27 protein-coding genes are annotated in these 22,562 nt (G+C 67.5%); 18 read left to right on the plus strand and 9 right to left on the minus strand.

Annotation, left to right across the window (positions count from 1 at the left end):
- Positions 1 to 228, minus strand: coding sequence for a hypothetical protein (locus HDC34_RS01555; protein ID WP_179555565.1), 228 nt, complete (start codon positions 226 to 228; stop codon positions 1 to 3).
- Between the two features lie 274 nt (positions 229 to 502).
- On the opposite strand from HDC34_RS01555, the gene HDC34_RS01560 reads away from it, so the two are divergent.
- Complete coding sequence (locus HDC34_RS01560; RefSeq protein WP_179555566.1) at positions 503 to 811, plus strand: hypothetical protein; 309 nt, start codon at positions 503 to 505, stop codon at positions 809 to 811.
- Positions 812 to 860: 49 nt separating this feature from the next.
- On the opposite strand, the gene HDC34_RS01565 is transcribed toward HDC34_RS01560, so the two are convergent.
- A complete protein-coding gene (locus HDC34_RS01565; protein WP_179555567.1) occupies positions 861 to 2,327 on the minus strand; it encodes a YdiU family protein in 1,467 nt (488 codons plus the stop codon).
- A gap of 242 nt (positions 2,328 to 2,569) precedes the next feature.
- On the opposite strand from HDC34_RS01565, the gene HDC34_RS01570 reads away from it, so the two are divergent.
- Positions 2,570 to 2,755, plus strand: coding sequence for an MbtH family NRPS accessory protein (locus HDC34_RS01570; protein WP_179555568.1), 186 nt, complete (start codon positions 2,570 to 2,572; stop codon positions 2,753 to 2,755).
- 7 nt (positions 2,756 to 2,762) lie between these two features.
- Here the strand turns inward: HDC34_RS01570 and HDC34_RS01575 are convergent, their stop codons facing one another.
- Positions 2,763 to 3,506, minus strand: a complete 744-nt coding sequence (locus HDC34_RS01575; RefSeq protein WP_179555569.1) for a hypothetical protein — start codon at positions 3,504 to 3,506, stop codon at positions 2,763 to 2,765.
- A gap of 156 nt (positions 3,507 to 3,662) precedes the next feature.
- Between HDC34_RS01575 and HDC34_RS01580 the strand changes: the two genes are divergently transcribed.
- Positions 3,663 to 3,995: a hypothetical protein gene (locus HDC34_RS01580; protein ID WP_104313302.1), complete on the plus strand. Its 333-nt coding sequence runs from the start codon at positions 3,663 to 3,665 to the stop codon at positions 3,993 to 3,995.
- Between the two features lie 52 nt (positions 3,996 to 4,047).
- Here HDC34_RS01580 and HDC34_RS01585 read toward each other — a convergent pair whose 3' ends face one another.
- The 5 genes from HDC34_RS01585 to HDC34_RS01605 are packed head-to-tail and all read right to left on the minus strand — an operon-like array spanning position 4,048 to position 7,717.
- Positions 4,048 to 5,121, minus strand: coding sequence for an SIS domain-containing protein (locus HDC34_RS01585; RefSeq protein WP_179555570.1), 1,074 nt, complete (start codon positions 5,119 to 5,121; stop codon positions 4,048 to 4,050).
- A gap of 44 nt (positions 5,122 to 5,165) precedes the next feature.
- The gene (locus tag HDC34_RS01590) at positions 5,166 to 6,050 is read right to left on the minus strand and encodes a PTS system mannose/fructose/sorbose family transporter subunit IID (RefSeq protein WP_179555571.1); all 885 of its coding nucleotides are present in this window, start codon (positions 6,048 to 6,050) and stop codon (positions 5,166 to 5,168) included.
- Positions 6,040 to 6,822 (minus strand): PTS sugar transporter subunit IIC, encoded by a 783-nt coding sequence (locus tag HDC34_RS01595; RefSeq protein WP_104313297.1) that lies wholly within the window; start codon positions 6,820 to 6,822, stop codon positions 6,040 to 6,042. The genes HDC34_RS01590 and HDC34_RS01595 overlap by 11 nt, the downstream gene beginning before the upstream one ends.
- On the minus strand, positions 6,819 to 7,301 hold the full coding sequence (locus tag HDC34_RS01600; RefSeq protein WP_104313295.1) for a PTS sugar transporter subunit IIB: 483 nt from the start codon (positions 7,299 to 7,301) through the stop codon (positions 6,819 to 6,821). Before HDC34_RS01600 ends, HDC34_RS01595 begins: the two co-directional genes overlap by 4 nt.
- Positions 7,301 to 7,717, minus strand: coding sequence for a PTS sugar transporter subunit IIA (locus tag HDC34_RS01605; RefSeq protein WP_179555572.1), 417 nt, complete (start codon positions 7,715 to 7,717; stop codon positions 7,301 to 7,303). Before HDC34_RS01605 ends, HDC34_RS01600 begins: the two co-directional genes overlap by 1 nt.
- A 140-nt stretch (positions 7,718 to 7,857) precedes the next feature.
- On the opposite strand from HDC34_RS01605, the gene HDC34_RS01610 reads away from it, so the two are divergent.
- Positions 7,858 to 8,646 (plus strand): GntR family transcriptional regulator, encoded by a 789-nt coding sequence (locus HDC34_RS01610; protein WP_179555573.1) that lies wholly within the window; start codon positions 7,858 to 7,860, stop codon positions 8,644 to 8,646.
- A gap of 112 nt (positions 8,647 to 8,758) precedes the next feature.
- Positions 8,759 to 9,487, plus strand: a complete 729-nt coding sequence (locus HDC34_RS01615) for a DUF554 domain-containing protein (RefSeq protein WP_104313290.1) — start codon at positions 8,759 to 8,761, stop codon at positions 9,485 to 9,487.
- 175 nt (positions 9,488 to 9,662) lie between these two features.
- On the opposite strand, the gene HDC34_RS01620 is transcribed toward HDC34_RS01615, so the two are convergent.
- Positions 9,663 to 11,006, minus strand: coding sequence for a carboxylesterase family protein (locus tag HDC34_RS01620; RefSeq protein ID WP_179555574.1), 1,344 nt, complete (start codon positions 11,004 to 11,006; stop codon positions 9,663 to 9,665).
- 195 nt (positions 11,007 to 11,201) lie between these two features.
- Between HDC34_RS01620 and rpmB the strand changes: the two genes are divergently transcribed.
- The 13 genes from rpmB to rbsK all read left to right on the plus strand — a co-directional run bounded on the left by rpmB (position 11,202) and on the right by rbsK (position 22,328).
- Positions 11,202 to 11,438, plus strand: coding sequence for a 50S ribosomal protein L28 (gene rpmB / locus HDC34_RS01625; protein ID WP_068483927.1), 237 nt, complete (start codon positions 11,202 to 11,204; stop codon positions 11,436 to 11,438).
- The gene (rpmG, locus tag HDC34_RS01630) at positions 11,438 to 11,608 is read left to right on the plus strand and encodes a 50S ribosomal protein L33 (RefSeq protein ID WP_068483925.1); all 171 of its coding nucleotides are present in this window, start codon (positions 11,438 to 11,440) and stop codon (positions 11,606 to 11,608) included. The genes rpmB and rpmG overlap by 1 nt, the downstream gene beginning before the upstream one ends.
- Before the next feature lie 2 nt (positions 11,609 to 11,610).
- Positions 11,611 to 11,916, plus strand: a complete 306-nt coding sequence (gene rpsN / locus HDC34_RS01635) for a 30S ribosomal protein S14 (RefSeq protein WP_104313288.1) — start codon at positions 11,611 to 11,613, stop codon at positions 11,914 to 11,916.
- 141 nt (positions 11,917 to 12,057) lie between these two features.
- Positions 12,058 to 12,681, plus strand: coding sequence for a DUF2975 domain-containing protein (locus HDC34_RS01640; protein ID WP_104313286.1), 624 nt, complete (start codon positions 12,058 to 12,060; stop codon positions 12,679 to 12,681).
- Positions 12,681 to 12,917 (plus strand): helix-turn-helix transcriptional regulator, encoded by a 237-nt coding sequence (locus HDC34_RS01645; protein ID WP_104254297.1) that lies wholly within the window; start codon positions 12,681 to 12,683, stop codon positions 12,915 to 12,917. Before HDC34_RS01640 ends, HDC34_RS01645 begins: the two co-directional genes overlap by 1 nt.
- Positions 12,918 to 12,978: 61 nt before the next feature.
- Entirely contained in the window at positions 12,979 to 14,697 is a 1,719-nt protein-coding gene (locus tag HDC34_RS01650; protein ID WP_179555575.1) for an AMP-binding protein, read from the plus strand.
- A gap of 268 nt (positions 14,698 to 14,965) precedes the next feature.
- Positions 14,966 to 15,253 carry an HU family DNA-binding protein gene (locus HDC34_RS01655; RefSeq protein ID WP_068483913.1) on the plus strand — a complete coding sequence of 96 codons (288 nt, stop codon included), beginning with the start codon at positions 14,966 to 14,968 and terminating at the stop codon, positions 15,251 to 15,253.
- 129 nt (positions 15,254 to 15,382) lie between these two features.
- A complete protein-coding gene (locus HDC34_RS01660) occupies positions 15,383 to 17,557 on the plus strand; it encodes a bifunctional copper resistance protein CopD/cytochrome c oxidase assembly protein (RefSeq protein ID WP_257023053.1) in 2,175 nt (724 codons plus the stop codon).
- On the plus strand, positions 17,554 to 18,843 hold the full coding sequence (locus HDC34_RS01665) for an ATP-dependent RecD-like DNA helicase (RefSeq protein WP_104313281.1): 1,290 nt from the start codon (positions 17,554 to 17,556) through the stop codon (positions 18,841 to 18,843). Before HDC34_RS01660 ends, HDC34_RS01665 begins: the two co-directional genes overlap by 4 nt.
- A gap of 163 nt (positions 18,844 to 19,006) precedes the next feature.
- Positions 19,007 to 19,564, plus strand: coding sequence for a YceI family protein (locus HDC34_RS01670; RefSeq protein WP_068483909.1), 558 nt, complete (start codon positions 19,007 to 19,009; stop codon positions 19,562 to 19,564).
- Positions 19,565 to 19,786: 222 nt separating this feature from the next.
- On the plus strand, positions 19,787 to 20,881 hold the full coding sequence (locus tag HDC34_RS01675) for a VanZ family protein (protein ID WP_179555576.1): 1,095 nt from the start codon (positions 19,787 to 19,789) through the stop codon (positions 20,879 to 20,881).
- 110 nt (positions 20,882 to 20,991) lie between these two features.
- A complete protein-coding gene (locus HDC34_RS01680; RefSeq protein WP_179555577.1) occupies positions 20,992 to 21,402 on the plus strand; it encodes a DUF6157 family protein in 411 nt (136 codons plus the stop codon).
- A complete protein-coding gene (gene rbsK / locus HDC34_RS01685) occupies positions 21,399 to 22,328 on the plus strand; it encodes a ribokinase (protein WP_179555578.1) in 930 nt (309 codons plus the stop codon). Before HDC34_RS01680 ends, rbsK begins: the two co-directional genes overlap by 4 nt.
- The last annotated feature ends 234 nt before the right edge of the window (positions 22,329 to 22,562 follow it).

The raw sequence follows: 22,562 nt of genomic DNA on the forward strand, positions 1-22,562 counted from the left end.
CTAGAAGCAGAAGTCCATGTTGGAGAGCGAGATCCACTGCTGGCTGCCGGAACCGGAAACCGGATTCGTGGCCGCGTTCGAGTACTCGAGCGTGAACGAAGTGACATCCGCGCTTGCGCTGCTCAGCGTGACTTCAACGGTGCTGGTCTGTTCCGCCGTCCAGTTCGCATTGCGAGTCCAGGGGGATGCGGGGGTGCCGATGCCCGCAATGCCGGTTGACGTGGACAAGACTCTGATGCTGCGGTTTGGGAACCCCGACGCGCCGAGAGCGTCGGAGTAACTTGAAGTCGCGCTGGCGCGTCCGAAGTCGTAGACGAGGAACTTCACCTCTCTGAGAGGTCTCACCGATGTGATCGTGAGGCGCTGCCTGGCCTGAATGTTCGCGGCACTGGACTGCTGCCAGAAGCGCAGGGCCCCAACTGGGCCGGCACCGGTGTTGCCCACAGTGAGCGGGCTGAAGTTCCCGTTCGCCGCAGTCGCGTTCTGAGGTGCGCCGGCAACAGTGAGCCTCGTCACCGTGATCGTCGACGAGCTGTTGCTCGAGGTCGACGCAGTGCCGGTTCGCACGTCGCCGGCCCTAGTCGTGCCGGTCCACGTCATCTGTCCACACCTGCCTGGCGATGCTGAGACCATCGGCGTCGCCACCGCTGTGGCGAGGACGGGGGCCGTCCACGCGGCGGTCGTGAGCAGGTTCCGTCGTGTTGGGCGGGGGGAATCGTTCGTCATGCAGACCTCACCGGCATTGCGCCTGATCGGGGGGAGGAGGAGCGGTTCTCGCCGACCAGCCTACAGAAACCGAATTTTCGGCTAGCCCCGACTGCTGCCTCGACCGCTTCTTGACCGCGTAGCGGTCGCGCCGCTCAGGTTCCGCAGAAGGTGACGTAGTCGCCGAAGTCCTGCGGTGCTCCGGTCGCGGCGCGGTCGAGGCCGGGCCGTTCGTCGAACGGGGCGGTCACGGCTGCGAGCAGACGCCTCGTCGGCTCGAGCTCGTCGTCAAGAGCCGCCTCGAGTGCTTCCTCGACGAGGTGGTTGCGCGGGATGTAGACGGGGTTGGCGGCATCCATTGCGCTCGCGTTCGGGGAGAGCGCGAGCCAGGCCTGCGCCCAGGTGCGGAACGCGGGACCCGCCTCCCCGAAGATGTCGAGCGCTGGGGTGCGGTTGCCGCGAGCGTAGGCACCCAGCGCCCGGAAGGTGGAGGCGTAGTCGGCGCCGCTGCGCTGCATGAGGGTCAGAAGCTCGCCGAGCAGGCGCTCGAACGTGTCGGGGGCGACGTCACGGGGAAGCCCGAGCTTGCTTCGCATGCCAGAGACCCACGCTTCCTGGTAGACCGGCCCGAACCCGGAGACCGCCTGCTCGGCCAGGGCGACGGCCGCGTCTTCGTCGTCCGCGAAGAGTGGGAGGAGCGTCTCCGCGAACCGCGCGAGGTTCCACCCCGCTGCATGTGGCTGGTTGCGGAACGAGTAGCGGCCCTGGATGTCGATGGAGCTGAAGACGGCGTCCGGGTCGAACGCATCAAGGAACGCGCACGGTCCGTAGTCGATGGTCTCGCCCGAGATCGTCATGTTGTCGGTGTTCATGACCCCGTGCACGAAGCCGACGAGCATCCACTGCGCAATGAGCTTCGCCTGGGCGGACACGACCCGCTCGAAGAAGGCGAGGTACGGATTCGCCGCCTCCGCGGCAGACGGGAAGTGGCGGGCGATGGCGTGGTCCGCGAGACGCCGCAGCAGTTCGAGGTCGCCGGTGGCTCGGGCGAACTGGAACGAGCCGACGCGCAGGTGGCTGCTCGCGACTCTGGTGAGGACCGCGCCCGGGAGCACGTCGTCGCGCTGCACCTGGCGACCCGTCAGGGTCACGCTCAACGATCGTGTGGTGGGAATGCCGAGGGCGTGCATGGCCTCGCTGACGATGAACTCCCGCAGCATGGGGCCGAGGACCGCGCGCCCGTCACCACCGCGGGCGAATGCGGTGCGGCCCGAACCTTTGAGGTGGATGTCCCGCAGTCGTCCGCGCGTATCGGTCACCTCTCCCAGCAAGAGGGCGCGACCGTCGCCCAGGCGCGGCGAGTACTGCCCGAACTGATGCCCCGCGTATGCCTGCGCGACGGGGGTCGCGCCTTCAGGGACGGATGCGCCCAGCAGGACAGAGACGCCGTCGCTCGACCGCAGGAACTCGGCGTCGAAGCTGAGCTCGGCGGCGAGCGCCTCGTTCAGCAGCACGAGGTGCGGGGCGGGTGCGGGCTCGGCCTCCCACGGCGCTGACAGCTCGGGCAGCTCCCGAGCGAAGCGGTTTCCGAACGTGACACCTGCATGCGTGGTCGCAGTCATGCGGGTCAGGCTAAGCGCGCTGGCGGGAAGTCCAGTGAGAACTTCGAAGCACGCCCAGTCTCTCGGGCGTTTCCCGTTTCACATCTTGTTCACTCCTGACGCTCGTAGTCTGACGGCATCTGCCTGGACCCCGCAGAACGCAGCATCGCAATCCGCTCAGGAATGCGCCTGCACGCTGAAGCGAGGATCGAGATGCACCCTGCTAGCGCACGCCGACACGACCGCGCCGAGAGTCACGGCAGATGAATGCCTGGGACGACACTGGCACCGAGATGCTCGTGGTCATGAACCAGCACCGACAGCATTCGCTCTGGCCTGATTTCGCCGACATCCCTGCGGGCTGGGTGTCCGTCTTCGGCCCCGCGACGGCTCAGGAATGCCGCGTCTACCTCGCCGCAGAGCGGCCTGAGCGCGACCTCGAAGCTTGACGGGCGACTACTGAACGTCCTCGAACTCGAAGATTCCGGCAGGCGCCGTCGCGAGGAGCTCCTGCCGGTAGGAGTCGGAGAGAGCCGCAGCATCGATGCCCAGGATGAGGCGATTCAGCTCCACATCCATGCGCACGGACACCAGGCCGTCGTCGTTGCCCTTCCAGAGGGACGTCACCGCCAGAGCGGCCTTGCAGAGCGTGGCGTACGAGAAGTCCACCAGCTTCGGAGCGAACGACGCTCCTTCCGCTTCGATGCCGGCCGCCGCGGCGTCGACTTCCGGTGACGCGTCTCGCAGCGCCTGCCAGATCGCAGCTGGGTCTGCCGCAGCTGAGCCGACCACGGACACGCTGACCGCGCCCCTCGGGCCGGGACCGGCCGCGACGTCGACGTTGTCGAACCCGCCGACCTCGTTGGGGAGCAGGAACAGCAGCTCCTGCTCGTGCGCGGCGATGCGGGTGTACAGGTCTGACGACGTCTTCCCCGCGGGCAGATCGATCCACTTCGCCTGCTGCGTGAGGCACTGCGTCATCTGCACGGGCACGGGCTGATGCGTCATCTCCTCGATGGGGATGCCATCGAGCGCGTCCTGCGAGGGAAGTTCGTCGGCCACCGACCCGCCCGCGCTCGCGGCGGGTGCCACGCTGGCAGCGGGCTGCGCGACGACCGCCGATTCGGATGGGGCGCATCCGACCAGCAGCAGGAGGGCGCCGCAGAGCATCGACGCAGGGGCGAGGCGACGGGAGAGCATGCACCGACCCTATGGATGGGACGGCCCGCATCCGGTCACGGAACGATCTCGACGCTCGTCTCGTGCATCACGATTCGGAGTCGGCACGTGGCGTCGGAGGTGCGTCGGCGGTTAGATTCGGAGCACCGCGCCCGCCCGCCGACTGGGGAGACCACCGTGATCCTGACGTTCCAGTTCCAGCCCGTCGAAGACCTGGGGGCGGCCGTCCAGCACTACCTCGACCTGGGTTGGGAAGAGGCGTGGCGCGAAGGCGAGCACACCGTGTCGATGCAGATGCCGGAGCTCGAGATCGAGCTGATGCTCGACGACGAGCCCGGCTGGGGGCCCGCCGGCCCCATGTACTTCGTCGACGACGTGGATGCGTGGCGAGCGGAGCATGCGAACGTCACGACGGGCGAGCCCCGCGACATCCCGGGCGGCAGAGTCGTCGAGGTGACGGCCCCCGGCCACACCTACTACGTGTTCTCCGTGGAGGAGATCGAAGGGTAGCGGCGCAACGAGGGGTGACCAGGACATCTGGCCACCCCTCGTGCAAGGAGGGTTAACCCGCGACCTTGGTCCGCATGGCCGAGCGGAAGTCGGGGAACGCTGGCTCGACGAGGTCGATGCCTCGGGACGCCGACATCCGGTACGCGAGCACCTGGTAGGGGAGAATCAGCAGAAGCGGCGAGAGCTCTTCCGCGGTCTGCTCGTCGAGAGCCAGTTCCCGCTCCCTGCCCGTGCTGGTCCCCGATGTCACGATGTGGACGTGGTCGCAGTGACCTGATGCGAAGTCCGCGAACTGTCGCAGCCGCTCAGCTGAGGCGGTGCCGGGCACCTCGGTGAGGAAGAGGGTGTACTCGGGGCGCAGCTCGAACAGCGGCCCGTGCATGTACGCCTCGAGCTCCATCCCCTGGACGGGGACGCGAACTGTCTCGATGATCTTCGTCTCGGCTTCCACGGCGGTGCCGACATTGGGTCCGAAGCCGAGCACGGAGATTCGGGTCGCCGCTTCGAGTTCCTTCCGGTGCTCTTCGTAGTACCGCTCCGCGTGCTGGATGACGCCACCCATGGAGGCCACCGCCGCGGCGATTCCGGGCCGCGCGAGCTCGGCGGGGATCTCACGCCGTCCGTGCTCCGCGAGTCGAACCGACAGGAGCAGCAGGCTCAGGACGGTGGCCGTGACGCCCTTCGTCGAGTAGCGGACGGCCTCGTCACCGCAGCCGATGTCCAGACGGCAGTCGCCGAGGGCAGCGAGTGGACTCCGTGTGTCGGCGGTCACGATGAGGATGGGAGCCGCGACGCGGTCCCGCGCGGCCTTCACCGCGTCGATCGTCGATGAGCTGGTCCCGCGCTGGGAGACCGCGATGACCAGGTCGAAGTCGTTGTCCAGGCTCTCGTACTCCGAGTACGTGAACGGTTCGACGACCTTGGTCACGATGCCGCCGACCACCTCGAGGTGGCGCTCGGCGGCGTGCACGGCGTTGAGGGATGACCCCGTCGCGAGGACGAGGACGCGGTTCACCTGGCGGTCTTCGATGAGGCGGTCGAACTCCGAGAAGCTGGTGGCCTCGTCGGCGAGGATCTGCTCGCAGACGCGGGGTTGTTCGTTGATGCAGTCCAGCATCGTCGTCATGATGTGATTCCTTCGAGTTCGTGGGTCGATCAGTCAGTGGGTGGTCACGGTGCGGTGCCGAGCACGCCGGTCAGCGCGCCGAGGAGCCCGACGGCGAAGATGGCGAGCAGGACCCAGGTCGTCTTCCATCCCTTGCCGAGAAGCCAGTACACGAGCCAGAAGGCGCCGAGACCGAGGATGCCCGGCATGATGCCGTCGAGCACGTCCGTCTGGATGGAGCTGACTCCCTCGCCGACCTCGAACTGCAGCGGTACGTACACGGAGACCATGGAGGCCGTGAGCCCGCCGATGACCATGAGACCCACGATGCCGGCCCCGTAGGTGAGGCTCGACATGGCGTCGCTGCCGGAGATGCGCTGCAGCAGCTTGGTGCCGAACTTGTATCCGGATCGCAGGTACAGGTAGGACAGCAGTTGCACGGGCAGGTTGAAGCCGAGGAGGAAGATGATCGGCCCGAGGATGTTCCCCGCCATCGCCAGCGACACCCCTATGCCGGTGACGAGGAGCCGGATGGTGCCCCAGTAGAGCGAGTCGCCGATGCCCGCGAGAGGACCCATGAGGGCGGCCTTGACGCTGTTCGCGGTGGATGGTGCGAGGCTCGGGTCCTGACTGAGCTGCTCCTCGACGGCGGTGGAGACGCCGACGATCGCACCGGCGACGTATGGGGTGGTGTTGAAGAACTCAAGGTGCTTCTTGAGCGCCGCGGCCTGGTCTGACTCCTTCTCGTAGAGCGCCCGGACGGCGGGGATCATGGAGTAGGCGAACCCGAGGCCCTGCTGGCGCTCGTAGTTGAATGACGCCTCGATGCTCAGAGCCCTCAGGTACATGCGGTTCAGGACCGCGGTGGTGATTCTGCCGGTCTGCGTCGTCGGTGCTTCAGGGCTGACCTCGTCGAGGTGCGTGCCTGGTGCTGTTGTGTCAGAAGTCATCGTCTGCTGCTCCGTTCATGGCGAGTGCTGGCTGCTGCGCGCTGGTGCGGCGGCGTTCTGCGTCCACGAGGACCCAGGCGATCATGGCCGCGCCGGCGGCGAGGCCGACGATCGGGATACCTCCGTACGTGACGAGCAGGAAGCCGATGAAGAAGAAGGGCATGACCCTCTTGTTGATGAGCATCCGGCCGAGGAGCGCGAAGCCGAGGGCGGGGAGGATGCCCGTCGCCACCTGCAGTCCGACCGTCACTGGTTCTGGGATGGCGGCGACGAGCGCACCGATGGCGTCGCTGCCCACTGCGTAGGAGACGCCGACCACGCACGCGAGCCAGAAGATCCAGAGGAACCCGGAGAGGATGTGCATGGCGCTGACGCCGCGGATCGAGCCTCGCTCGACGTAGGTGTCCGCTCGGTGGAGCAGCGCGGGGGCCACGAAGACGAAGTGGAGGTTCTTCACGATGAGACCGAGAGCGGCGATAGGGAAGGCGAGCACGAGCGCCGTCTCCGGTCCGGCTCCGGCGTTGATCGCGAGAGCTGTCGCCAGCATGCCGCCGGTGAGGATCTCAGGCGGCATAGCGCCGCCGACGGTGAAGAGGCCGATGAACGCGAGTTCGAGGGTCGCTCCGATGGCCATCCCGGTGACGGGGTCGCCGAGGATGAACCCCACGACGGTTCCGGTGACGATGGGGCGGATGGCGAGGTTGCGGCCGAGGAAGAGGTCGATGAGCCCGAGCGCCAGCGCGGCGATGAAGAGCGTGAGCGCGGTCATCATGCGGGTGCGCTCCCACTGCCGCTGAGCGGAACCTTCCGGTCTGTGGCGACGGCGCGCGCTTCGACCTCGACGCCGCGGGAGGCCAGCCTGATCAGGCTGGCGGTCTCGTCTTCGGTCAGATTGACGGTGTTGGTGAGGGGAGTGGTCCCCTCGAGTCGCTTCGTGCCGCCGAGGTTGATGTGCTGCACGGTCGGGCAGCCGTCGGCGAGGCGGATGGCGTCTGCGACGTTGTCGGTCAGGATCAGCAGGCGGTAGCTGTCCGTCTTGCCTGAGTTGATCGCCTCGATCGAGTCGGCGACCGTCTTGATGACGAGCTTCACGTCGGCGGGCTTCGCGAGCTTCAGCGTGCTCTTGCGCAGCTCGTCGGAGGGGACGTCGTCGTTGGCGATGAGGATGGCGGTCGGGTCCAGGGTGCGCACCCACGACATGACCACTTGGCCGTGGATGAGCCGGTGGTCGACTCGGAGCAGTTGGATCATCAGAAGTCGTCTTCCTGGTCGGTGTGGGGGTGGGGCAGCACGCTCACGGTGGCGCGGATGCGGTCGATCAGCGCCGGGTCTATGGAGGCGCTTGTGGTGATGGGCTGCGTCGTGAGCAACTCGAGCACGAGTGAGAGCGTCATGCCGGTGATCTGGTGCACCCGGGGGTCCTGCTGGTACTCGAGGAGCGTGTTGCTGACACTGCCGCCGACGAGGTCGCTGACGAGGATGAGCGTGCCGGTGCTGCCCACCTCGCTGAGGAGGGCCTCGACGTGGCGTCGGACGGCGTCCACGTCACCGCTGTATGGCGGGAACGCGCGGAGGTCGTCTCGCTCCCCGAGGATGAGCGATGCGGCGCTTCGCATGCCTGCGGCGATGTCGCCGTGGCCGGCGAGGGCTACGAGCTGTTTCGTCATGCATTGGTCCTTTCCGTATGCATGATTGGTCTTTCTTGGTCGGTCAAACTGCCTCGGAGTTTAGGCAGGAGCGGACTCGTCACGGAATGGCTTGACACACTTCGTGCCAATTGGATTGCTTTGGTCTGTAGTGTGCTCGTATGGAGCACATCGAGCGTGCAGAACAGCTAGGGCCCCCGGCGGGGTCGTCCACGTCCCTGCTCACGCAGACCGTCGCGGGGCGTCTCCTGGAGTACATCCGGTCGCAGGAGGTAGGACCCTCTGGGCGGTTGCCTCCGGAGCGGGTGCTCAGCGAGCACTTCGAGGTGAGCCGGTCGACGCTTCGCAAAGCCCTGAATCTGCTCGCAGTGCAGGGCGATGTCGCACCCGCCCCGCAGTCGGGCTGGTTCATCACGAACGTGCCGTACGGTCCGCCCCCGCGTCAGCTGCTCAGCTTCACGGAGATGGCCAGGCGCCGCGGCCTCGCGGTGCAGACCCAGGTCACGCATCAGCTGACGCGCTTCGCGAGCCACGAAGAGCGTCAGCGCCTGCAGCCGCGCGATTCCGACCGTGTCTTGGAGCTCGAGCGGATTCGTCTCCTCGAGGGGGAGCCGATCTGCGTGGAACGATCGGTCATAGCGCTGTGGCTGACACCCGGGCTCGATGGCGAGTCCTTCGTCGATCGCTCTCTCTACGAGCTGATGAGCAGCCATGGTGCGACACCGTCACGCAGCGACTTCATCGTCTCGGCCGCGCTCGCGGGGAGCATCTCTTCTGCGCTCGGCATCGACGCCAGCGATCCGGTTCTCGTCGGCGAGGAGCTGAGCTACAACCAGCATGGAGCGCCCTTGCATCTGAGCACTTCGAACTACCGAGCCAGCGCATACCGGTTCCAGGCGACGCTGACGGCTGCGAGGGGCGGCTCCCGGGGGATGCATCTGCCAGTCTGATCTGCACGTAGTGGGGCGCGCCGACCTGACCTTGTGCAGTCGGCTCCTGCGGTTCAGGCCGCTCAAGACTTCTCGCGTTCGCGCCGTTCGTGGCCTGCACCATAATCGGACGGTGATCATCGGGTCAGGGACGCTAGTGAACGTCGCGCTCATCCTCGTCGGCGGCGTGCTCGGCATCCTCCTCGGCGACCGCCTGAAGGAGCGCACGAAGACGACGGTGACCGCGGTGCTCGGCCTGTTCGTCATCGTCCTCGGGGGCATGAGCGTCGCCGATATGGGCTCTGCAGCGCTCGCGGATGCGGCCGGCCCGTTCGCGATGATCATCATCCTGCTGTCGCTTGTGTTCGGCGCTCTGCTCGGGTCGTGGTTGCGCATCGAGGATCGCCTCGAGGGGCTGGCGGTCTGGGTGCGCGGTCGACTGAAGTCCGAATCCGATGGCGACGGCCGCTTCGTCGACGGCATGGTGACCGCCACGCTCCTCTTCTGTGTCGGCCCGCTTGCCATCCTCGGCCCCATCTCCGACGGCCTTGGGCTCGGCGCCGACCAGCTCTACGTCAAGGCGGTGCTCGACGGCTTCGCGGCGATGGCCTTCGCCTCGACCTTCGGCAAGGGGGTGCTGTTCGCCGCGGTCCCGGTCGGGATCATCCAGGGCGCCTTCACACTCGTCGGATTCCTGGCGGGCGATGTCTTCAGCGATGCCCAGATCGACGGGCTCTCGGCCGTCGGCGGGCTCATCCTGATCGCCCTCGGGGTGCGACTCGTCCCGCTCAGGGCCATCCCGGTCGGCGACCTGCTGCCGGCGCTCATCATCGCGCCGGTGGCGCTCGCGTTCCTGTCCTAGCGGCAGGTCAGCGTTCGCGAGTCGCCTCACACGGTCGAGTGCGGTCCGCGAGTTGCCTCAAGCGGTCGTTCTGGCCGGCTCTTCGCGACCGTTTCCGCCGACTCGCGAATGGGAAGCGCGCGGAGCGGGGCGAGAAGGCGTGGGGCAGTGGAGCGGCGGCGCTCAGCAGCGGCGCTCAGCCACGGCGACGGAAGCTCGCGGCGCCCGGGACGCTGTCGGCCTCGGCGGGCAGGGTGCCGCGCGCGAAGTCGCCCCAGACGGCACGCATCCGCCTGCCAACACGGTTGATCTCAGTCCAGCTGGCGCCTCGCACGAGCGGAGCACGACTCCATGTCCGCTCGCCGCCGAAGAGCAGCGGCAGGTCGATCATGTGGCACGCGCCCCACACGTTGTGCGGCGCCTTCCAGCTCACGACGTAGGTGGATGCGCGCCCTCCGGCCCGCACGTGCCGCCTCGCGAACCGGGCCGCATCGCGCCGGTAGACGAGCCACGTGAGCGCGCTCACGACCACCCTCGTCAACGGCTTGCCGACGACCGGCAGCTCGCTGAGCCGCTTGGTCGCGGGGATGCGCGGCACGAACAGCAGCGCTTCCTCCGACGTGTACCCGATGAGCAGATCGATCGCGGGGGCGTTCGCATCGCGACCCGCGAGCACGCCTGCAGTGTCCGGCAGCGGATCCGAGCCGTGCTGCGGACTGAACGACATCGCACCCTGCAGGCCGTACTCGGCGGATGCGCGCAGCGCTGCGGCCTGCGCGCGCACCACCGCCGCCACGGGGCTCTCGGCAGTGAGTTCGGTGGTCGCCTCGAGCATCCTGCCCTGCATCTCCTCGCGGCCACCCTCGACGTTGAGCGGTGCGCTCTGGATGATCGCCCGCCGGAACAGACTCGGAGCCTCCGGCAGTGCCATCAGCTGCGCGATCGCGTGCGCGCCAGCGGACTGCCCATACGCCGTGACCTGACCGGGGTCGCCGCCGAACGCCGCGATATTGCGCTGCACCCAGCGGAACGCCTCGACGATGTCGAGCAACCCCAGGTTGGCGGGGCGCGCATCCGAGCCACCCAGGAACCCGAACAGGCCGAGCCGGAACGTCACGTTCACAGCGACCACGCGCTGCTCCGCGACCAGAGGAGCGGGGTCCATGACCGCGGCGTCTCCGGCGGCCGAGACGTACGAGCCGCCGTGGATCCACACCATCACCGGCAGCTGCTCTCCGGGCTCGAGGTCGCCGGGCAGCGTGATCGAGAGCCGCTGGCAGTCCTCGTCCACGCCGAGCTCGCCGATGCCGCCGCCGAGCACCTCCTCGAGCACGGGCATGGGGGCCTGCGGGCAGGCCGGCGACCAGCTCGTCGCCATGAAGACCTCGGTGCGGCCGGCTGCTGGTCGTGGGGCCTCGAACCTGCGTGCCGCGGCGTACCGGATGCCCGTGGCTCGCACCAGCGGCACCTCGCCGGTCCACTCCTCGGTCCATCCCGTGACAGGACCGCAGGGAGGGGAGAAGCTGGGGGAAGAGGCCATGCTCGAGTCTTGCATCCGATCCCGCGCCTTCTTGCGGCCCAAGCTTGCGCTTCACCGGGCGTGTCGCCTAAGCTCGACGCTTGGTGCGTCTGGGTTCCCCTCGGGCGCGACCGTGTTGGTGTGCAACCGCCACTGACGCAGACAAGAGATCTTGGGCGGGGCCTTCTGGTTCCCGCGGTATCTACGGAGGAAACAATGGCAGCAGTGTGCCAGGTGACCGGGGCGGTTCCCGGATTCGGTCACAACATCTCGCACTCGCACCGACGGACCAACCGTCGGTTCGACCCGAACATCCAGAAGAAGAAGTACTTCGTGCCTTCCATGAAGCGCACGATCACGCTGACGCTTTCGGCTAAGGGCATCAAGGTCATCGACGCACGCGGCATCGAGTCCGTCGTCGCTGAGCTTCGTGCGAAGGGAGTCAAGTTCTAATGGCGAAGAAGAGCCAGGACGTACGTCCGATCATCAAGCTCCGCTCCACCGCTGGAACGGGCTACACCTACGTGACGAAGAAGAACCGTCGCAACACGCCTGACCGCCTCGTGCTGAAGAAGTACGACCCGGTCATCCGCAAGCACGTCGAATTCCGAGAGGAGCGCTAAACATGGCCAAGAAGAGCAAGATCGCCAAGAACGAGCAGCGCAAGGTCATCGTCGAGCGCTACGCGGAACGCCGCGCAGAGCTGAAGAAGGCTCTTGTCGACCCGAACGGCACCGACGAGTCGCGCGAGGCAGCACGCCTCGGCCTGCAGAAGCTTCCCCGCAACGCTTCGCCGGTCCGCGTTCGCAACCGCGACAGCATCGACGGACGCCCCCGCGGCCACGTCTCGAAGTTCGGCATCTCGCGTGTCCGCTTCCGCGACATGGCTCACCGCGGTGAGCTTCCAGGAATCACGAAGTCGAGCTGGTAACCACCAGCCCGCCAGCAATGGCGTAGTGCTTCCCCGAAACCCCCGAGCGTCTCCGCTCGGGGGTTTCGTGCGTTCAGGGGTTGCGCATCCAGGCATATCGTTTATCGTTATGCATATCGAGAAACGATATGGAGGAAGATCATGAACGCACGACAGAACCCGGCAGGCACCGACCGCGAAGCGAAGGAGCTCGGCTACCTCTGGCCGCTCGGCATCGCTGCCGCCGGCCTCGTCATCCTGAAGCCCCTCGAGAACGTCATCGGCTACTTCGTCGACGGCAGCGTGCGCGTCAACGCGTCGTTCGAAGGGGCATCCGTCTCGCTGCCCACCCCCGTCGGGGCTGATGTGCCCCTCGACGGTGCCTCGACGATCCTCGTCGCCGGGGATCTCCTCCCGACAGGTGCGCTTGTTCTGCTCCTCATCGGACAGATCATCGGCGCCGTCCTGAGCCTCGCCGCAGTGTGGATGCTCCTGCTCTTCGCCAGGAACCTCGCGAAGGGCGACTTCTTCGGACGCAAGAGCATCCGACTCCTCGACTGGTCGTCTGGGCTGGTCGTCGCTGCACTCGCGGCGCCAGGGTTCTTCGAGCTGCTCGGCACGAACTGGGCGATCGCGAAGCTCGGGTGGAGCGGGTCCGACGCGCCTGAGCCGACCATCCTCGACCAGACGTGGACGTTCCTCCTCATCCTGGTGATCTTGCTCGTCGTGAACCTCATCATGCGTCGCGGCGCGCGCCTCGAGCAGGACCAGGAAGGCCTCGTCTGATGGTGCCGGAGCCCCTCGAGGAGCCCCACTACATCGTGTGCCATCTGGGCGAGATCATGGCGAGGCGGGGCATCACGCTCGTCGACCTGTCGGAGCGGGTGGGCATCAGCGTCGTCAACCTGTCGGTTCTCAAGAACAACCGCGCCAAGGCGGTCCGCTTCGAGACGCTCGCGAGGCTCTGCGCCGTGCTCGAATGCAAGCCGGGCGAGCTCCTCGACTACCTGCCGCCGCGCTGATCTGCGCGCGCGCATCCGGATCGGCGGCGCAATGTCGGTGGCGTGCGTGAGAATGGCACGCATGTCAGATGTTCGAGGTGCCTCCGCCTTCCGCAGCGCACGTGACCAGCTGCTCGCCCTCCGCACGGATGCGGAGCGAGCGAGCCGTGAGTTCGAGTGGCCGGACGTGGGCGACACCTTCAACTGGGCGCTCGACTGGTTCGACGAGATCGCCGAGGGCAATGACCGCGCAGCGCTGTGGATCGTGGAAGCCGACGGCAGCGAGGCGAAGTACAGCTTCGACGACCTCCGTCGCCGCTCCAACCGAGTCGCGAACTGGCTCGAAGCCCAGGGCATCGGCCGCGGCGACGTCGTCATGCTCATGCTCGGCAACCGTCGGGAGCTGTGGGAGGCGATGCTCGGCGCGTTGAAGCTCGGCGCCGTGATCCTGCCCACCTCGGTTGTGCTCGGCTCGCACGACCTCGACGACCGAGTCGAGCGAGCCAGGGTGCGGCTCGTCATCGCCGAGGAGGCCGACGCGGCCAAGTTCGACAACGTGCTCGGCAGCTACCGCATCGTGCAGGTGGGTGCCGGTCTCGACGGCGCAGCTCGCGACTCGTGGCTCGACTTCAACGACGTCTACGACGCCTCGGATGCGCCGGTCGTGAAGCAGACGGCGAGCGACGACGCCGCGCTCATCTACTTCACCTCCGGCACCACGAGCCACCCGAAGATCGTCGTTCACTCGCACCGCTCGTACCCGGTCGGGCACCTCTCGACGATGTACTGGATCGGCGTCGAGCCGGGCGGCGTGCATCTCGCCATCAGCGCGGCCGGCTGGGGCAAGCATGCCTGGAGCAGCTTCTTCGCGCCTTGGAACGCGGAGGCCACCGTGTTCGTCGTCAACTACGAGCGGTTCGATGCGGGGCTGCTGCTTGAGCAGCTCGACAGGGCGGGTGCGACCTCGTTCTGCGCGCCGCCGACGGTGTGGCGCATCCTGGTGCAGCACGGCAGGACCGAGAAGCCCCGGGCGATGAGGGAACTGCTCTCCGCCGGCGAACCCCTCAACCCCGAGGTCATCGCGCGCATCCACGACTGGTGGGGCCTCGAGATCCGCGACGGCTACGGGCAGACCGAGACCACCGCCCTCATCGCGAACGCGCCCGGGTCCGTCATCAAGCCCGGCGCGATGGGGCATCCGCTGCCCGGCATGAACGTGGTGCTGCTCGACCCCCTCACCGGGCTGGCTGGCGACGAGGGCGAGATCTGCCTCGACATGCGCGGCGAGCGCCCCGTGAACCTCATGACCGAGTACCTCGGCTCGCCCGCGGCGACCGACAACGCGGTGCGCGACGGCTACTTCCACACGGGCGACGTCGCGACTCGCGACGAGAACGGATGCATCACCTTCGTCGGGCGCACCGACGACGTCTTCAAGTCCTCCGACTTCAAGGTCTCGCCGTTCGAGGTCGAGAGCCTCCTGCTCGAGCACGACGCTGTCGCCGAGGCTGGGGTCGTCGGGGCGCCGGACGCGACGAAGCTCAACATCACCAAGGCCTACGTGACCCTCGCAGCGGGGTGGGAGGCGAACCGGCAGACGGCCCTCGAGGTGCTCAGGCACGCACGGTCGGTCATGCCGCCGTACATGAGGGTCCGACGACTCGAGTTCTTCGAGCTGCCGAAGACCGCATCCGGCAAGATCCGCCGTGTCGAGCTTCGCAACCGGGAGATCGAGGCGGAAGGCAACCGGCTCGAGCATGAGTGGCGCGATGATGACTTCCCGGAGATCAAGCGACGCTGATCCGGATCCCGATCCGGGTCGCACGTCGTGCGGCCCTGCCTGCGGTTCTGGGGATTTTGGCGTCGATCCGGGCATCGATCCGGTCCAGAGGGGTCGTGAACCGGTGAATTCGGTGGCAAGACACGGCGTGTCAGGCGAATCTGCATGCCACGGGCCTTCGCTTTGGTAGGTTGACGAAGGTCCTGCCGCGGAATCCCGCGGAACTGCAGGACTTCTGAACCCAACATGCTGCACTCGCAAGGGCGGGGCCGCGTCCTAAGGAGGACATATGGCAGACAAGACTGTGAACAAGACCGAACTCGTTGCCGCGATCGCGACTGAGACCGGCCAGAGCCAGGCTGTTGTTGGAAGCGTCCTCGACGCACTCTTCAGCGAGCTCGCCTCGAACGTTGCCAAGGGCACCAAGGTCACGATCCCGGGCTGGCTCTCCGTTGAGCAGACCGCTCGTGCCGCGCGCACCGGCCGCAACCCTCAGACGGGTGAAGCCATCCAGATCGCCGCGTCCAAGGGCGTCAAGATCTCGGCTGGCTCGAAGCTCAAGGCTGCAGCCAAGTAGCGTTCGCGCCTGAATGCACGCGGGGTCGCTTCCACTCGGAAGCGGCCCCGCGTTCGTGTGTGCGGCTCACACCGCATCCGCCTGTGGATGAAGAGCCCGTCCGGCGGCGACGATCTACACTTGATGATCATGCCTACGCCCCTCGTCCCCGGTTCCAGAGACGAGAAGACGGCGGCAGCCGCGGACAAGACCGCCAGCAAGGCTGAGCGCAACCGCGCGAATGCGGACTCCTGGTCGCTCCACACGAAGCGGATGGTTGTCCTCGGCCCCGCGCTCTTCCTCCTCGCCGCCCTCGTCGCGGTCGTCTGGGGCCTCGCGTACGGCGGCGGAGCGAAGGCCCTCATTGTCTCCGACCCGGGCCCCGTCGTCATGTGGGGCGTGCCGATCGCGCGCCTTGCCCTGAACCTGTCCGCGTCGGTCACGATCGGCGCGCTGGTGCTCGCCGCGTGGGCGGCGAGCCGAAAGCAGCCCGAGTTCGAGCGGGCGATGACCATCGCGTCGTCTGGTGCCGCCGCCTGGGTGGTCTCCACGTTCGCCGCGGCGTTCCTCACGTACCTCCAGATCTCCAACGCGGCGTTCTCGTTCGACGCGGCCTTCGGCCAGGGCCTCCTGTTCTTCTTCACCTCGCTGGAACTCGGCCAGGCCTGGGTGCTTGCGGTCGGCATGGTTCTCGTGCTGTCGATCGTCGTGTTCGCGAGTCGCAGCGCCTGGATGGTCGGCCTCTCCGCGGCGTTCTCGTTCTTCTGCCTGTGGCCGCTCGGAGCGCAGGGCCACGCCGCGGGCGCAGCAAACCACGAGACCGTCGTCGGCGGCATCACCCTGCACTACATGGGTGCGGCGCTCTGGCTCGGCGGGCTGCTCGTCGTGGCGATCCTCGCTCCGCGCCTGCCCGACGTGCGTCGCCTGGCGGTGCTCGAGCGCTACTCGACACTCGCGCTCATCGCCTTCATCGTGGTCGCCGCGTCCGGGGTCGTCGCGAGCGTCGCGAACATCGGCTCATTCGCCGAGCTCGTCACGCCCTACGGCGTCATCGTCATCGTGAAGGCGGTTGTGCTGATCGCGCTCGGCTTCATCGGCTGGGCGCAACGACGGGGACTCATCAACCGGATGCGCGCCGCGGTCGAACAGGGCGCCTCCACTCGCAAGCCGCTCGTGTGGCTCGTCTCGCTCGAGCTCGCGTTCATGGGTATCGCATCCGGTGCGGCGGCAGCTCTGGGCCGCACGCCGTCGCCCGTCACCGAGGTCACGGCCGACCAGCTCGCGTCGCCGACGCCCGCGCAGTTGCTGACGGGGGACCCTCTTCCGCCTGAGTTCGAGCCCTTCCGCCTGCTCACCGAGTGGCGCCTCGACCCCATGTGGACAACCCTGTGCCTCTTCGCGCTGTTCTTCTACATCGCTGGCGTGCTGCGCCTCCGCCGCCGCGGCGACGAGTGGCCGCTGGGGCGCACGATCTCGTTTGTCCTCGGCATCCTGATCCTGCTCTACCTCGTCAACGGCTCGCTCATCGTCTACGGTAAGTTCGTCTTCAGCTTCCACATGACGCAGCACATGTTCCTCACCATGCTGGTGCCGATCATGTTCGTGCTGTCAGCGCCCATGACGCTGCTGCTTCGCGCCGTGCACGCGCGACACGACGGCAGCATGGGAACCCGGGAATGGGCGCTGAAGTTCGTGCATTCGAAGTGGGCGAAGTTCTTCTCGCACCCCATCGTCTCCGCCGTCGTCTTCGCCGGCTCGCTCCTGGTCTTCTACTACACGCCGCTGTTCCGCTGGGCGGTGACCGACCACGTCGGGCACATGTGGATGATCGCCGACTTCCTCATCGTCGGCTACCTGTTCGCGAACGCCCTCATCGGCATCGACCCGATCGGCACCCGAGCTCCCTATCCGATGCGCCTCATCGCGCTGGTGCTCGTCATGACGTTCCACGCGTTCTTCGGCCTCAGCATCATGAGCGGAACGGGGCTGCTGCTCGCCGACTGGTACGGGGCGATGGGCAGGCCGTGGGGTGCGGATGCGATCACCGACCAGCAGATCGGCGGCGCCATCGCCTGGGGCGTCGGCGAGGTGCCGACGGTCATCCTCGCCATGCTGGTCGCGTTCTCGTGGTCTCGCTCCGACGATCGGGAAGCCAAGCGGCGCGACCGGAAGGCGGACCGGGACGGCGACGCCGAGCTCGAGGCGTACAACGCGCAGCTGAAGGCGATGGCCGACCGCACGGCGGCACTCGAGAAGCGCAAGCAGGACCGGCGCGAGCAGGAGGCGCAGCTCGAGCGTGACGCAGAGCAGGGGGCGAAGCAGTGACGATCGTCCTCACCCCGGAGCAGCAGGGTGTGTTCGACGCCATCGAGCACACGCGCGACCACCTCTTCGTGACGGGTCGCGCCGGAACCGGCAAGTCGACGCTGCTCAACCACCTGGCGTGGCACACCTCGAAGCAGCTGGTCATCGCGGCGCCGACCGGAGTCGCGGCCCTCAACGTGGGCGGGCAGACCATCCACTCCCTCTTCAAGCTGCCGATCGGTGTCATCGGGGATGCGCCGATCGAGCAGAACGGCGACGTCCGCAAGCTGCTCAACAAGATCGACACGCTGGTCATCGACGAGGTGTCGATGGTGAGCGCCGACCTCATGGACGCCATCGACCGGTCGCTGCGGCAGGCGAGGCAGCGCAAGAACGAGGCGTTCGGCGGCGTGCAGCTCGTCATGTTCGGGGACCCGTTCCAGCTGGCACCCGTCCCGCCGTCCGACCCGGACGAGCGTGCGTACTTCCGCGACCACTACCGTTCGCTCTGGTTCTTCGACGCGAAGGTGTGGCAGGAGGCGGAGCTGCGCATCCACGCGCTGCGCGAGATCCACCGGCAGCACGAGGACGAGTTCAAGAACATCCTCACGGCCGTCAGGTACGGGCAGGTCACGGCCGACATGGCGAACCGTCTCAACACGGTCGGCGCCAGGCCCGCCCCGGCCGACGGCACCATCACGCTCGCGTCCCGCAACGCGCAGGTGTCGCGCATCAACGCGCAGAACCTCGAGCGCCTGCCGGGCGCGTCGATGACCGCCAACGCCGACATCTCCGGCGAGTTCGGCGGGCGCAACTTCCCCGCCGACGAGCGCCTCGACCTGAAGGTCGGCGCGCAGGTCATGTTCCTGCGCAACGACTCCGACGGGCGCTGGGTGAATGGCTCCATCGGCGAGGTCACGCGCATCGACAAGACCGTCTACGTCGAGATCGACGGTGACGAGCACGAGGTCGAACCGCTCGTGTGGGAGAAGCTGAAGTACTCGTACTCGCCGGATACGCGCGAGCTGTCGCGGGACGTCGTGGGGGAGTTCACACAGTTTCCGCTGCGTCTCGCGTGGGCGGTCACGATCCACAAGTCGCAGGGGAAGACCTACGACCGCGCGGTGGTCGACCTGGGCGCGAGGGCCTTCTCGCCCGGGCAGACCTACGTGGCGCTGTCGCGCATCCGCGCCCTCGATGGGCTGCACCTGTCGCGACCCCTGCAGCCGAACGACATCTTCGTCGACGACAACGTGCTGCGCTTCATGAAGTCGGTGAGCGCTGCCGCGAAGCAGCAGCAGGCCTAGCTGCTCGCCGCGTTCGGTGGGGTCGTCGACGAGTTCACCGAAGTTTCTCCTGCCGGTCGGAATACCGTCACATCTCTATGCGTTTGAATAACTTGTATCCGCAACAATGTGTTACGTTGTCCAGGACTTGACCGAGACAACACCCTAGCCTTCAGGAGAAGACATGAGCATCAGCGCAGCAGACATCAACGGCTGGACCGCCGGCACCTGGAACATCGACCCCACCCACACGGAGGTCGGCTTCGTCGTCCGCCACCTCGCCATCAGCAAGGTCCGTGGCGGCTTCGAGACCTTCTCGGGCGTCATCACGACCGGCGAGACCATCGAGGAGTCCACGGTCAACGCCGAGGTCGAGGTCGCATCCGTCAACACGAAGCAGCCCGCACGCGACCAGCACCTCGCGACCTCCGACTTCTTCCTCGCCGAGGAGTTCCCGACCTTCACGTTCGCCTCCTCCGCCACGCGCGTCGAGGGCGACTCGGTCAAGGTCGACGGCGAGCTCACGCTGCGCGGCGTCACCAAGCCGGTCACGTTCGACGTCGAGTTCGGTGGCATCACGACCGACGGCTACGGCCAGAAGAAGCTCGGCTTCGAGGCGGTCACGAAGATCAACCGCAAGGACTTCGGCGTCAACTGGAACGCACCGACCGAGGCCGGCGGCCTCACGCTCGGTGACACGGTCACGATCAACCTCGACGTGCAGGCGACGCTCGCCCAGTAGTCGCAGAACCTGGTCGCTTCGGCGGCTGAGGCACGATCTCCCCCGATCGTGTCGCGCGTTCCCCCCCCCCGAACGCGCACGAGAAGGCCGGATGCCCCGCATCCGGCCTTCTTCGCGTCCCCACCACAGCCGGGCCGAGGGCCGTGTGCACCCAGCGGATGACCTGCGGTGCGCCTGTCGGGTGACGCGGTGGTCTCGCATCCCGAGCAGAATGAGCGAGCTATGAACATCGCCGTCTCCACCGTGCTGGCTCTCAGCGCGGGCCTCCTGCTGAACTTTCTCGTCCTCGTGCCGCTCATCGTGGCCAGCTACCGCCGCAGCGGCGGATTCTCGCGGACCCGCTTCCTGGGGTGGGTGGCCGCCGGCTTCTTCTTCGTGGCGATCTGGGCGTACACGCTGTTCCCGCTGCCCGACGGGGCGTACACGTGCCGCTCTCCCATCTGGAACCCGCTCGATTCCGTGGCCGACGTCATCCGCCTGCAGGGCGAGAGCTCGTCACTGCTGACGAATCGCGCGTTCCTGCAGCTCGCGCTCAACGTCGTGCTGTTCGTGCCGCTCGGCTTCCTGGCCCGCGCGCTTCTCGGGCTCGGGATCCTCGCATCCACCGCGGTCGGCTTCGCCTTGTCGCTGCTCATCGAGGTGACGCAGCTCACCGGGGTGTTCGGTGCGTTCCCGTGCGCGTATCGCTTCTTCGACACCGGCGACCTGGTCACGAACACGACGGGAGCACTGCTCGGCGCGATCGTCGGGCTGCTGGTCATGAGCCGTGCGCACCGTGGCGCCGCCGACCGCCTGCCCGGCGAGCTGATCGAGGTGCCCGTCGAGATGACGCTCGGCCGTCGTCTGTTCGCGATGGTCGCTGACCTCACGATGCTCGGACTCGTGCAGATCCTTGCAAGCCTGACCGCGCTGGTGCTGCAGGGCGTCTTCGGTGTCGACGTGAGCGCATCCTGGACACGGTCCCTGTCGCTGGTCGTCGCCTTCCTGCTGCAGGCGGTCTCGGTGTATGCGGGTGGGGTGACGCTCGGTGAGCGTGCCGTGTTGATCCGTGCGCGCGAGGCGGAGGCCGTCGGATTCATGGGCATCATTGCGCGACGAACGGCGCGTCTGCTGTTCGGCATCGGCGGATTCACGCTGCTCGCCCTCTGGGAGTTCGGCGGACTCCTGCAGTTCGTCCTCGGCGTCACCGCTCTGGTCTTCGCGTTCCGCAGTTCAGAGCACCGAGGGCTCGGGCAGTGGCTGGCAGGATCGCGGCCACGCGCGGTGGAGCGGGAGGAGCGCGAGGCGCGTGACGTCGTGCGATCGCGCCATCGGTGAGCGTGGCGCGGCCCCGCGCGGTACGACCGGTCACGCTCGTGTCACGCCTGCGTTGCCGCGCGCGATCCGCCTCCCTGGTCCCCGGCACCGCGGACCCGTAGGCTCTGCCCATGGGGACGACGAACTACACCAGCACGTTCATCCAGATCGCCGACGACTGCCCCGTCGACGAGGCTGAGGCGCCGCCGGAGTCGGCGAAGGGGCCGACGATCGCGAGCCTGCAGCACAAGCTCGTCAGCGAGCATCCGTACGAGTACACGTCGGATGATGTGCTGTTCGAGACCTACGCCGTCCGCAACGCGATCCCGGACGAGGAGCGCGAGGCGGCCCGCGCTGCGTTCTTCGCGAAGGACCAGGCGTGCCTGCGCGCTTCGCCGCTCGGGAAGCGCTGGGGCTGGGGAATTCACTCCGACGGGGAGGCGCGCATCGCGCTTGTTCCGCTCGGCACCGACGAGTACGAAGAGAAGGCGGGCGACGAGTCGCTCAAGCAGCTCAAGGCGATGCGCTCGAAGCGCGCATGAGCAGCTTGGAACGAGTCGGGGTGCTTGTCGTCGGGAGTGTCTCCGCCGACCTCACTGCCTTCTCGACGCGCGCGCCCGAGCCCGGCGAGACGCTGCGCGGCGAGAGCTTCAGCCTCGCCCTCGGCGGCAAGGGAGCGAACCAGGCTGTCGCGGCCGCCAGAGCGGGGGCACCCACTGCATTCATTGCGTGCGTCGGTGACGACACCTTCGGCGAGATGGTCCTGCGAGAGCTCCGGTCCGCCGGGGTTGCAGTCGACGGCGTGCGAACCGTGGGTGGCGAGACCGGGATCGCGCACATCCGCGTGGATGCGACCGGCGAGAACTCGATCGTCATCGTGCCGGGGGCCAACGATGCCCTCGACGAGTCCATGGTGCTGCAGGGCATCGGCGGCGCCGCGGCGACGAGCTCGGTGCTGCTCACCCAGCTGGAGACGCCCGAGCGGCTGACCGAGAGCATCCTGCGCACGGCACGGGATGCAGGGCTCACGACCATCCTGGACCCGGCGCCCGCCATCGCCCTCGACGAGAAGGTGTGGGCGTCGGTCGACATCGTCACACCGAACGAGACCGAGGCGCGCATGCTCACGGGCATCGTCGTCGACAGCGAGGCGAGCGCCGCGGAAGCCGGGCGCTGGTTCCTCGACCGCGGCGTCGGCGCTGTGCTCATCACGCGGGGTGGAGCCGGGACGACGCTCGTGACCAGGGACAACGTCGAGACGTTCGCGGTGATCGAGGTCGAGGCAGTCGACACGACGGCGGCCGGTGACGCCTTCGCGGGCGCGCTCGGGGCGGCCCTCGCCAACGGGCAGCCGCTCGAAGCCGCGATCCGGTACGGAGCTGCGGCCGGCGCCCTTGCCGTCTCGAAGCGCGGCGCCTCGCCGAGCATCCCGACCGCCGCCGAGATCGAGCAGCTCCTCGCGCGCTGACGCGGCCAACTCGCGTGATGAACTGGCGCTCGCAGCGTCGGCAGTCGCGCCAGGGCCTCGTACAGCACGGAAGTTGGCCACCGGTCGGCACACGCGGCCAGGCTCGGAGTGGGGCGTGCCGGCCGCCGAACATCCCGACCGCGCCGAGCATCCCGGCCGCGCCGACATCGTGCGGCTGCTGCGGAGTCGCTGTCCAACATCAGTGCGATATCGGGCCAATCGGCGCCAAAACGG

Source organism: Pseudoclavibacter sp. JAI123 (assembly GCF_013409665.1).
Lineage (GTDB): Bacteria > Actinomycetota > Actinomycetes > Actinomycetales > Microbacteriaceae > Pseudoclavibacter.

Bases quoted from the DNA above. Each gene is read 5' to 3' on its own strand.
- HDC34_RS01675 (WP_179555576.1), top strand. From the start codon at position 19,787: ATGAACATCGCCGTCTCCACCGTGCTGGCTCTCAGCGCGGGCCTCCTG.
- HDC34_RS01650 (WP_179555575.1), top strand. From the start codon at position 12,979: ATGTCAGATGTTCGAGGTGCCTCCGCCTTCCGCAGCGCACGTGACCAG.
- HDC34_RS01640 (WP_104313286.1), top strand. From the start codon at position 12,058: ATGAACGCACGACAGAACCCGGCAGGCACCGACCGCGAAGCGAAGGAG.
- HDC34_RS01680 (WP_179555577.1), top strand. From the start codon at position 20,992: ATGGGGACGACGAACTACACCAGCACGTTCATCCAGATCGCCGACGAC.
- HDC34_RS01585 (WP_179555570.1), bottom strand. From the start codon at position 5,121: ATGACGACGATGCTGGACTGCATCAACGAACAACCCCGCGTCTGCGAG.
- HDC34_RS01575 (WP_179555569.1), bottom strand. From the start codon at position 3,506: ATGCTCTCCCGTCGCCTCGCCCCTGCGTCGATGCTCTGCGGCGCCCTC.
- HDC34_RS01570 (WP_179555568.1), top strand. From the start codon at position 2,570: ATGAATGCCTGGGACGACACTGGCACCGAGATGCTCGTGGTCATGAAC.
- rpmB (WP_068483927.1), top strand. From the start codon at position 11,202: ATGGCAGCAGTGTGCCAGGTGACCGGGGCGGTTCCCGGATTCGGTCAC.
- HDC34_RS01605 (WP_179555572.1), bottom strand. From the start codon at position 7,717: ATGACGAAACAGCTCGTAGCCCTCGCCGGCCACGGCGACATCGCCGCA.
- HDC34_RS01565 (WP_179555567.1), bottom strand. From the start codon at position 2,327: ATGACTGCGACCACGCATGCAGGTGTCACGTTCGGAAACCGCTTCGCT.
- rbsK (WP_179555578.1), top strand. From the start codon at position 21,399: ATGAGCAGCTTGGAACGAGTCGGGGTGCTTGTCGTCGGGAGTGTCTCC.
- rpmG (WP_068483925.1), top strand. From the start codon at position 11,438: ATGGCGAAGAAGAGCCAGGACGTACGTCCGATCATCAAGCTCCGCTCC.
- HDC34_RS01660 (WP_257023053.1), top strand. From the start codon at position 15,383: ATGCCTACGCCCCTCGTCCCCGGTTCCAGAGACGAGAAGACGGCGGCA.
- HDC34_RS01610 (WP_179555573.1), top strand. From the start codon at position 7,858: ATGGAGCACATCGAGCGTGCAGAACAGCTAGGGCCCCCGGCGGGGTCG.
- HDC34_RS01590 (WP_179555571.1), bottom strand. From the start codon at position 6,050: ATGACTTCTGACACAACAGCACCAGGCACGCACCTCGACGAGGTCAGC.
- rpsN (WP_104313288.1), top strand. From the start codon at position 11,611: ATGGCCAAGAAGAGCAAGATCGCCAAGAACGAGCAGCGCAAGGTCATC.
- HDC34_RS01600 (WP_104313295.1), bottom strand. From the start codon at position 7,301: ATGATCCAACTGCTCCGAGTCGACCACCGGCTCATCCACGGCCAAGTG.
- HDC34_RS01670 (WP_068483909.1), top strand. From the start codon at position 19,007: ATGAGCATCAGCGCAGCAGACATCAACGGCTGGACCGCCGGCACCTGG.
- HDC34_RS01645 (WP_104254297.1), top strand. From the start codon at position 12,681: ATGGTGCCGGAGCCCCTCGAGGAGCCCCACTACATCGTGTGCCATCTG.
- HDC34_RS01595 (WP_104313297.1), bottom strand. From the start codon at position 6,822: ATGATGACCGCGCTCACGCTCTTCATCGCCGCGCTGGCGCTCGGGCTC.
- HDC34_RS01620 (WP_179555574.1), bottom strand. From the start codon at position 11,006: ATGGCCTCTTCCCCCAGCTTCTCCCCTCCCTGCGGTCCTGTCACGGGA.
- HDC34_RS01655 (WP_068483913.1), top strand. From the start codon at position 14,966: ATGGCAGACAAGACTGTGAACAAGACCGAACTCGTTGCCGCGATCGCG.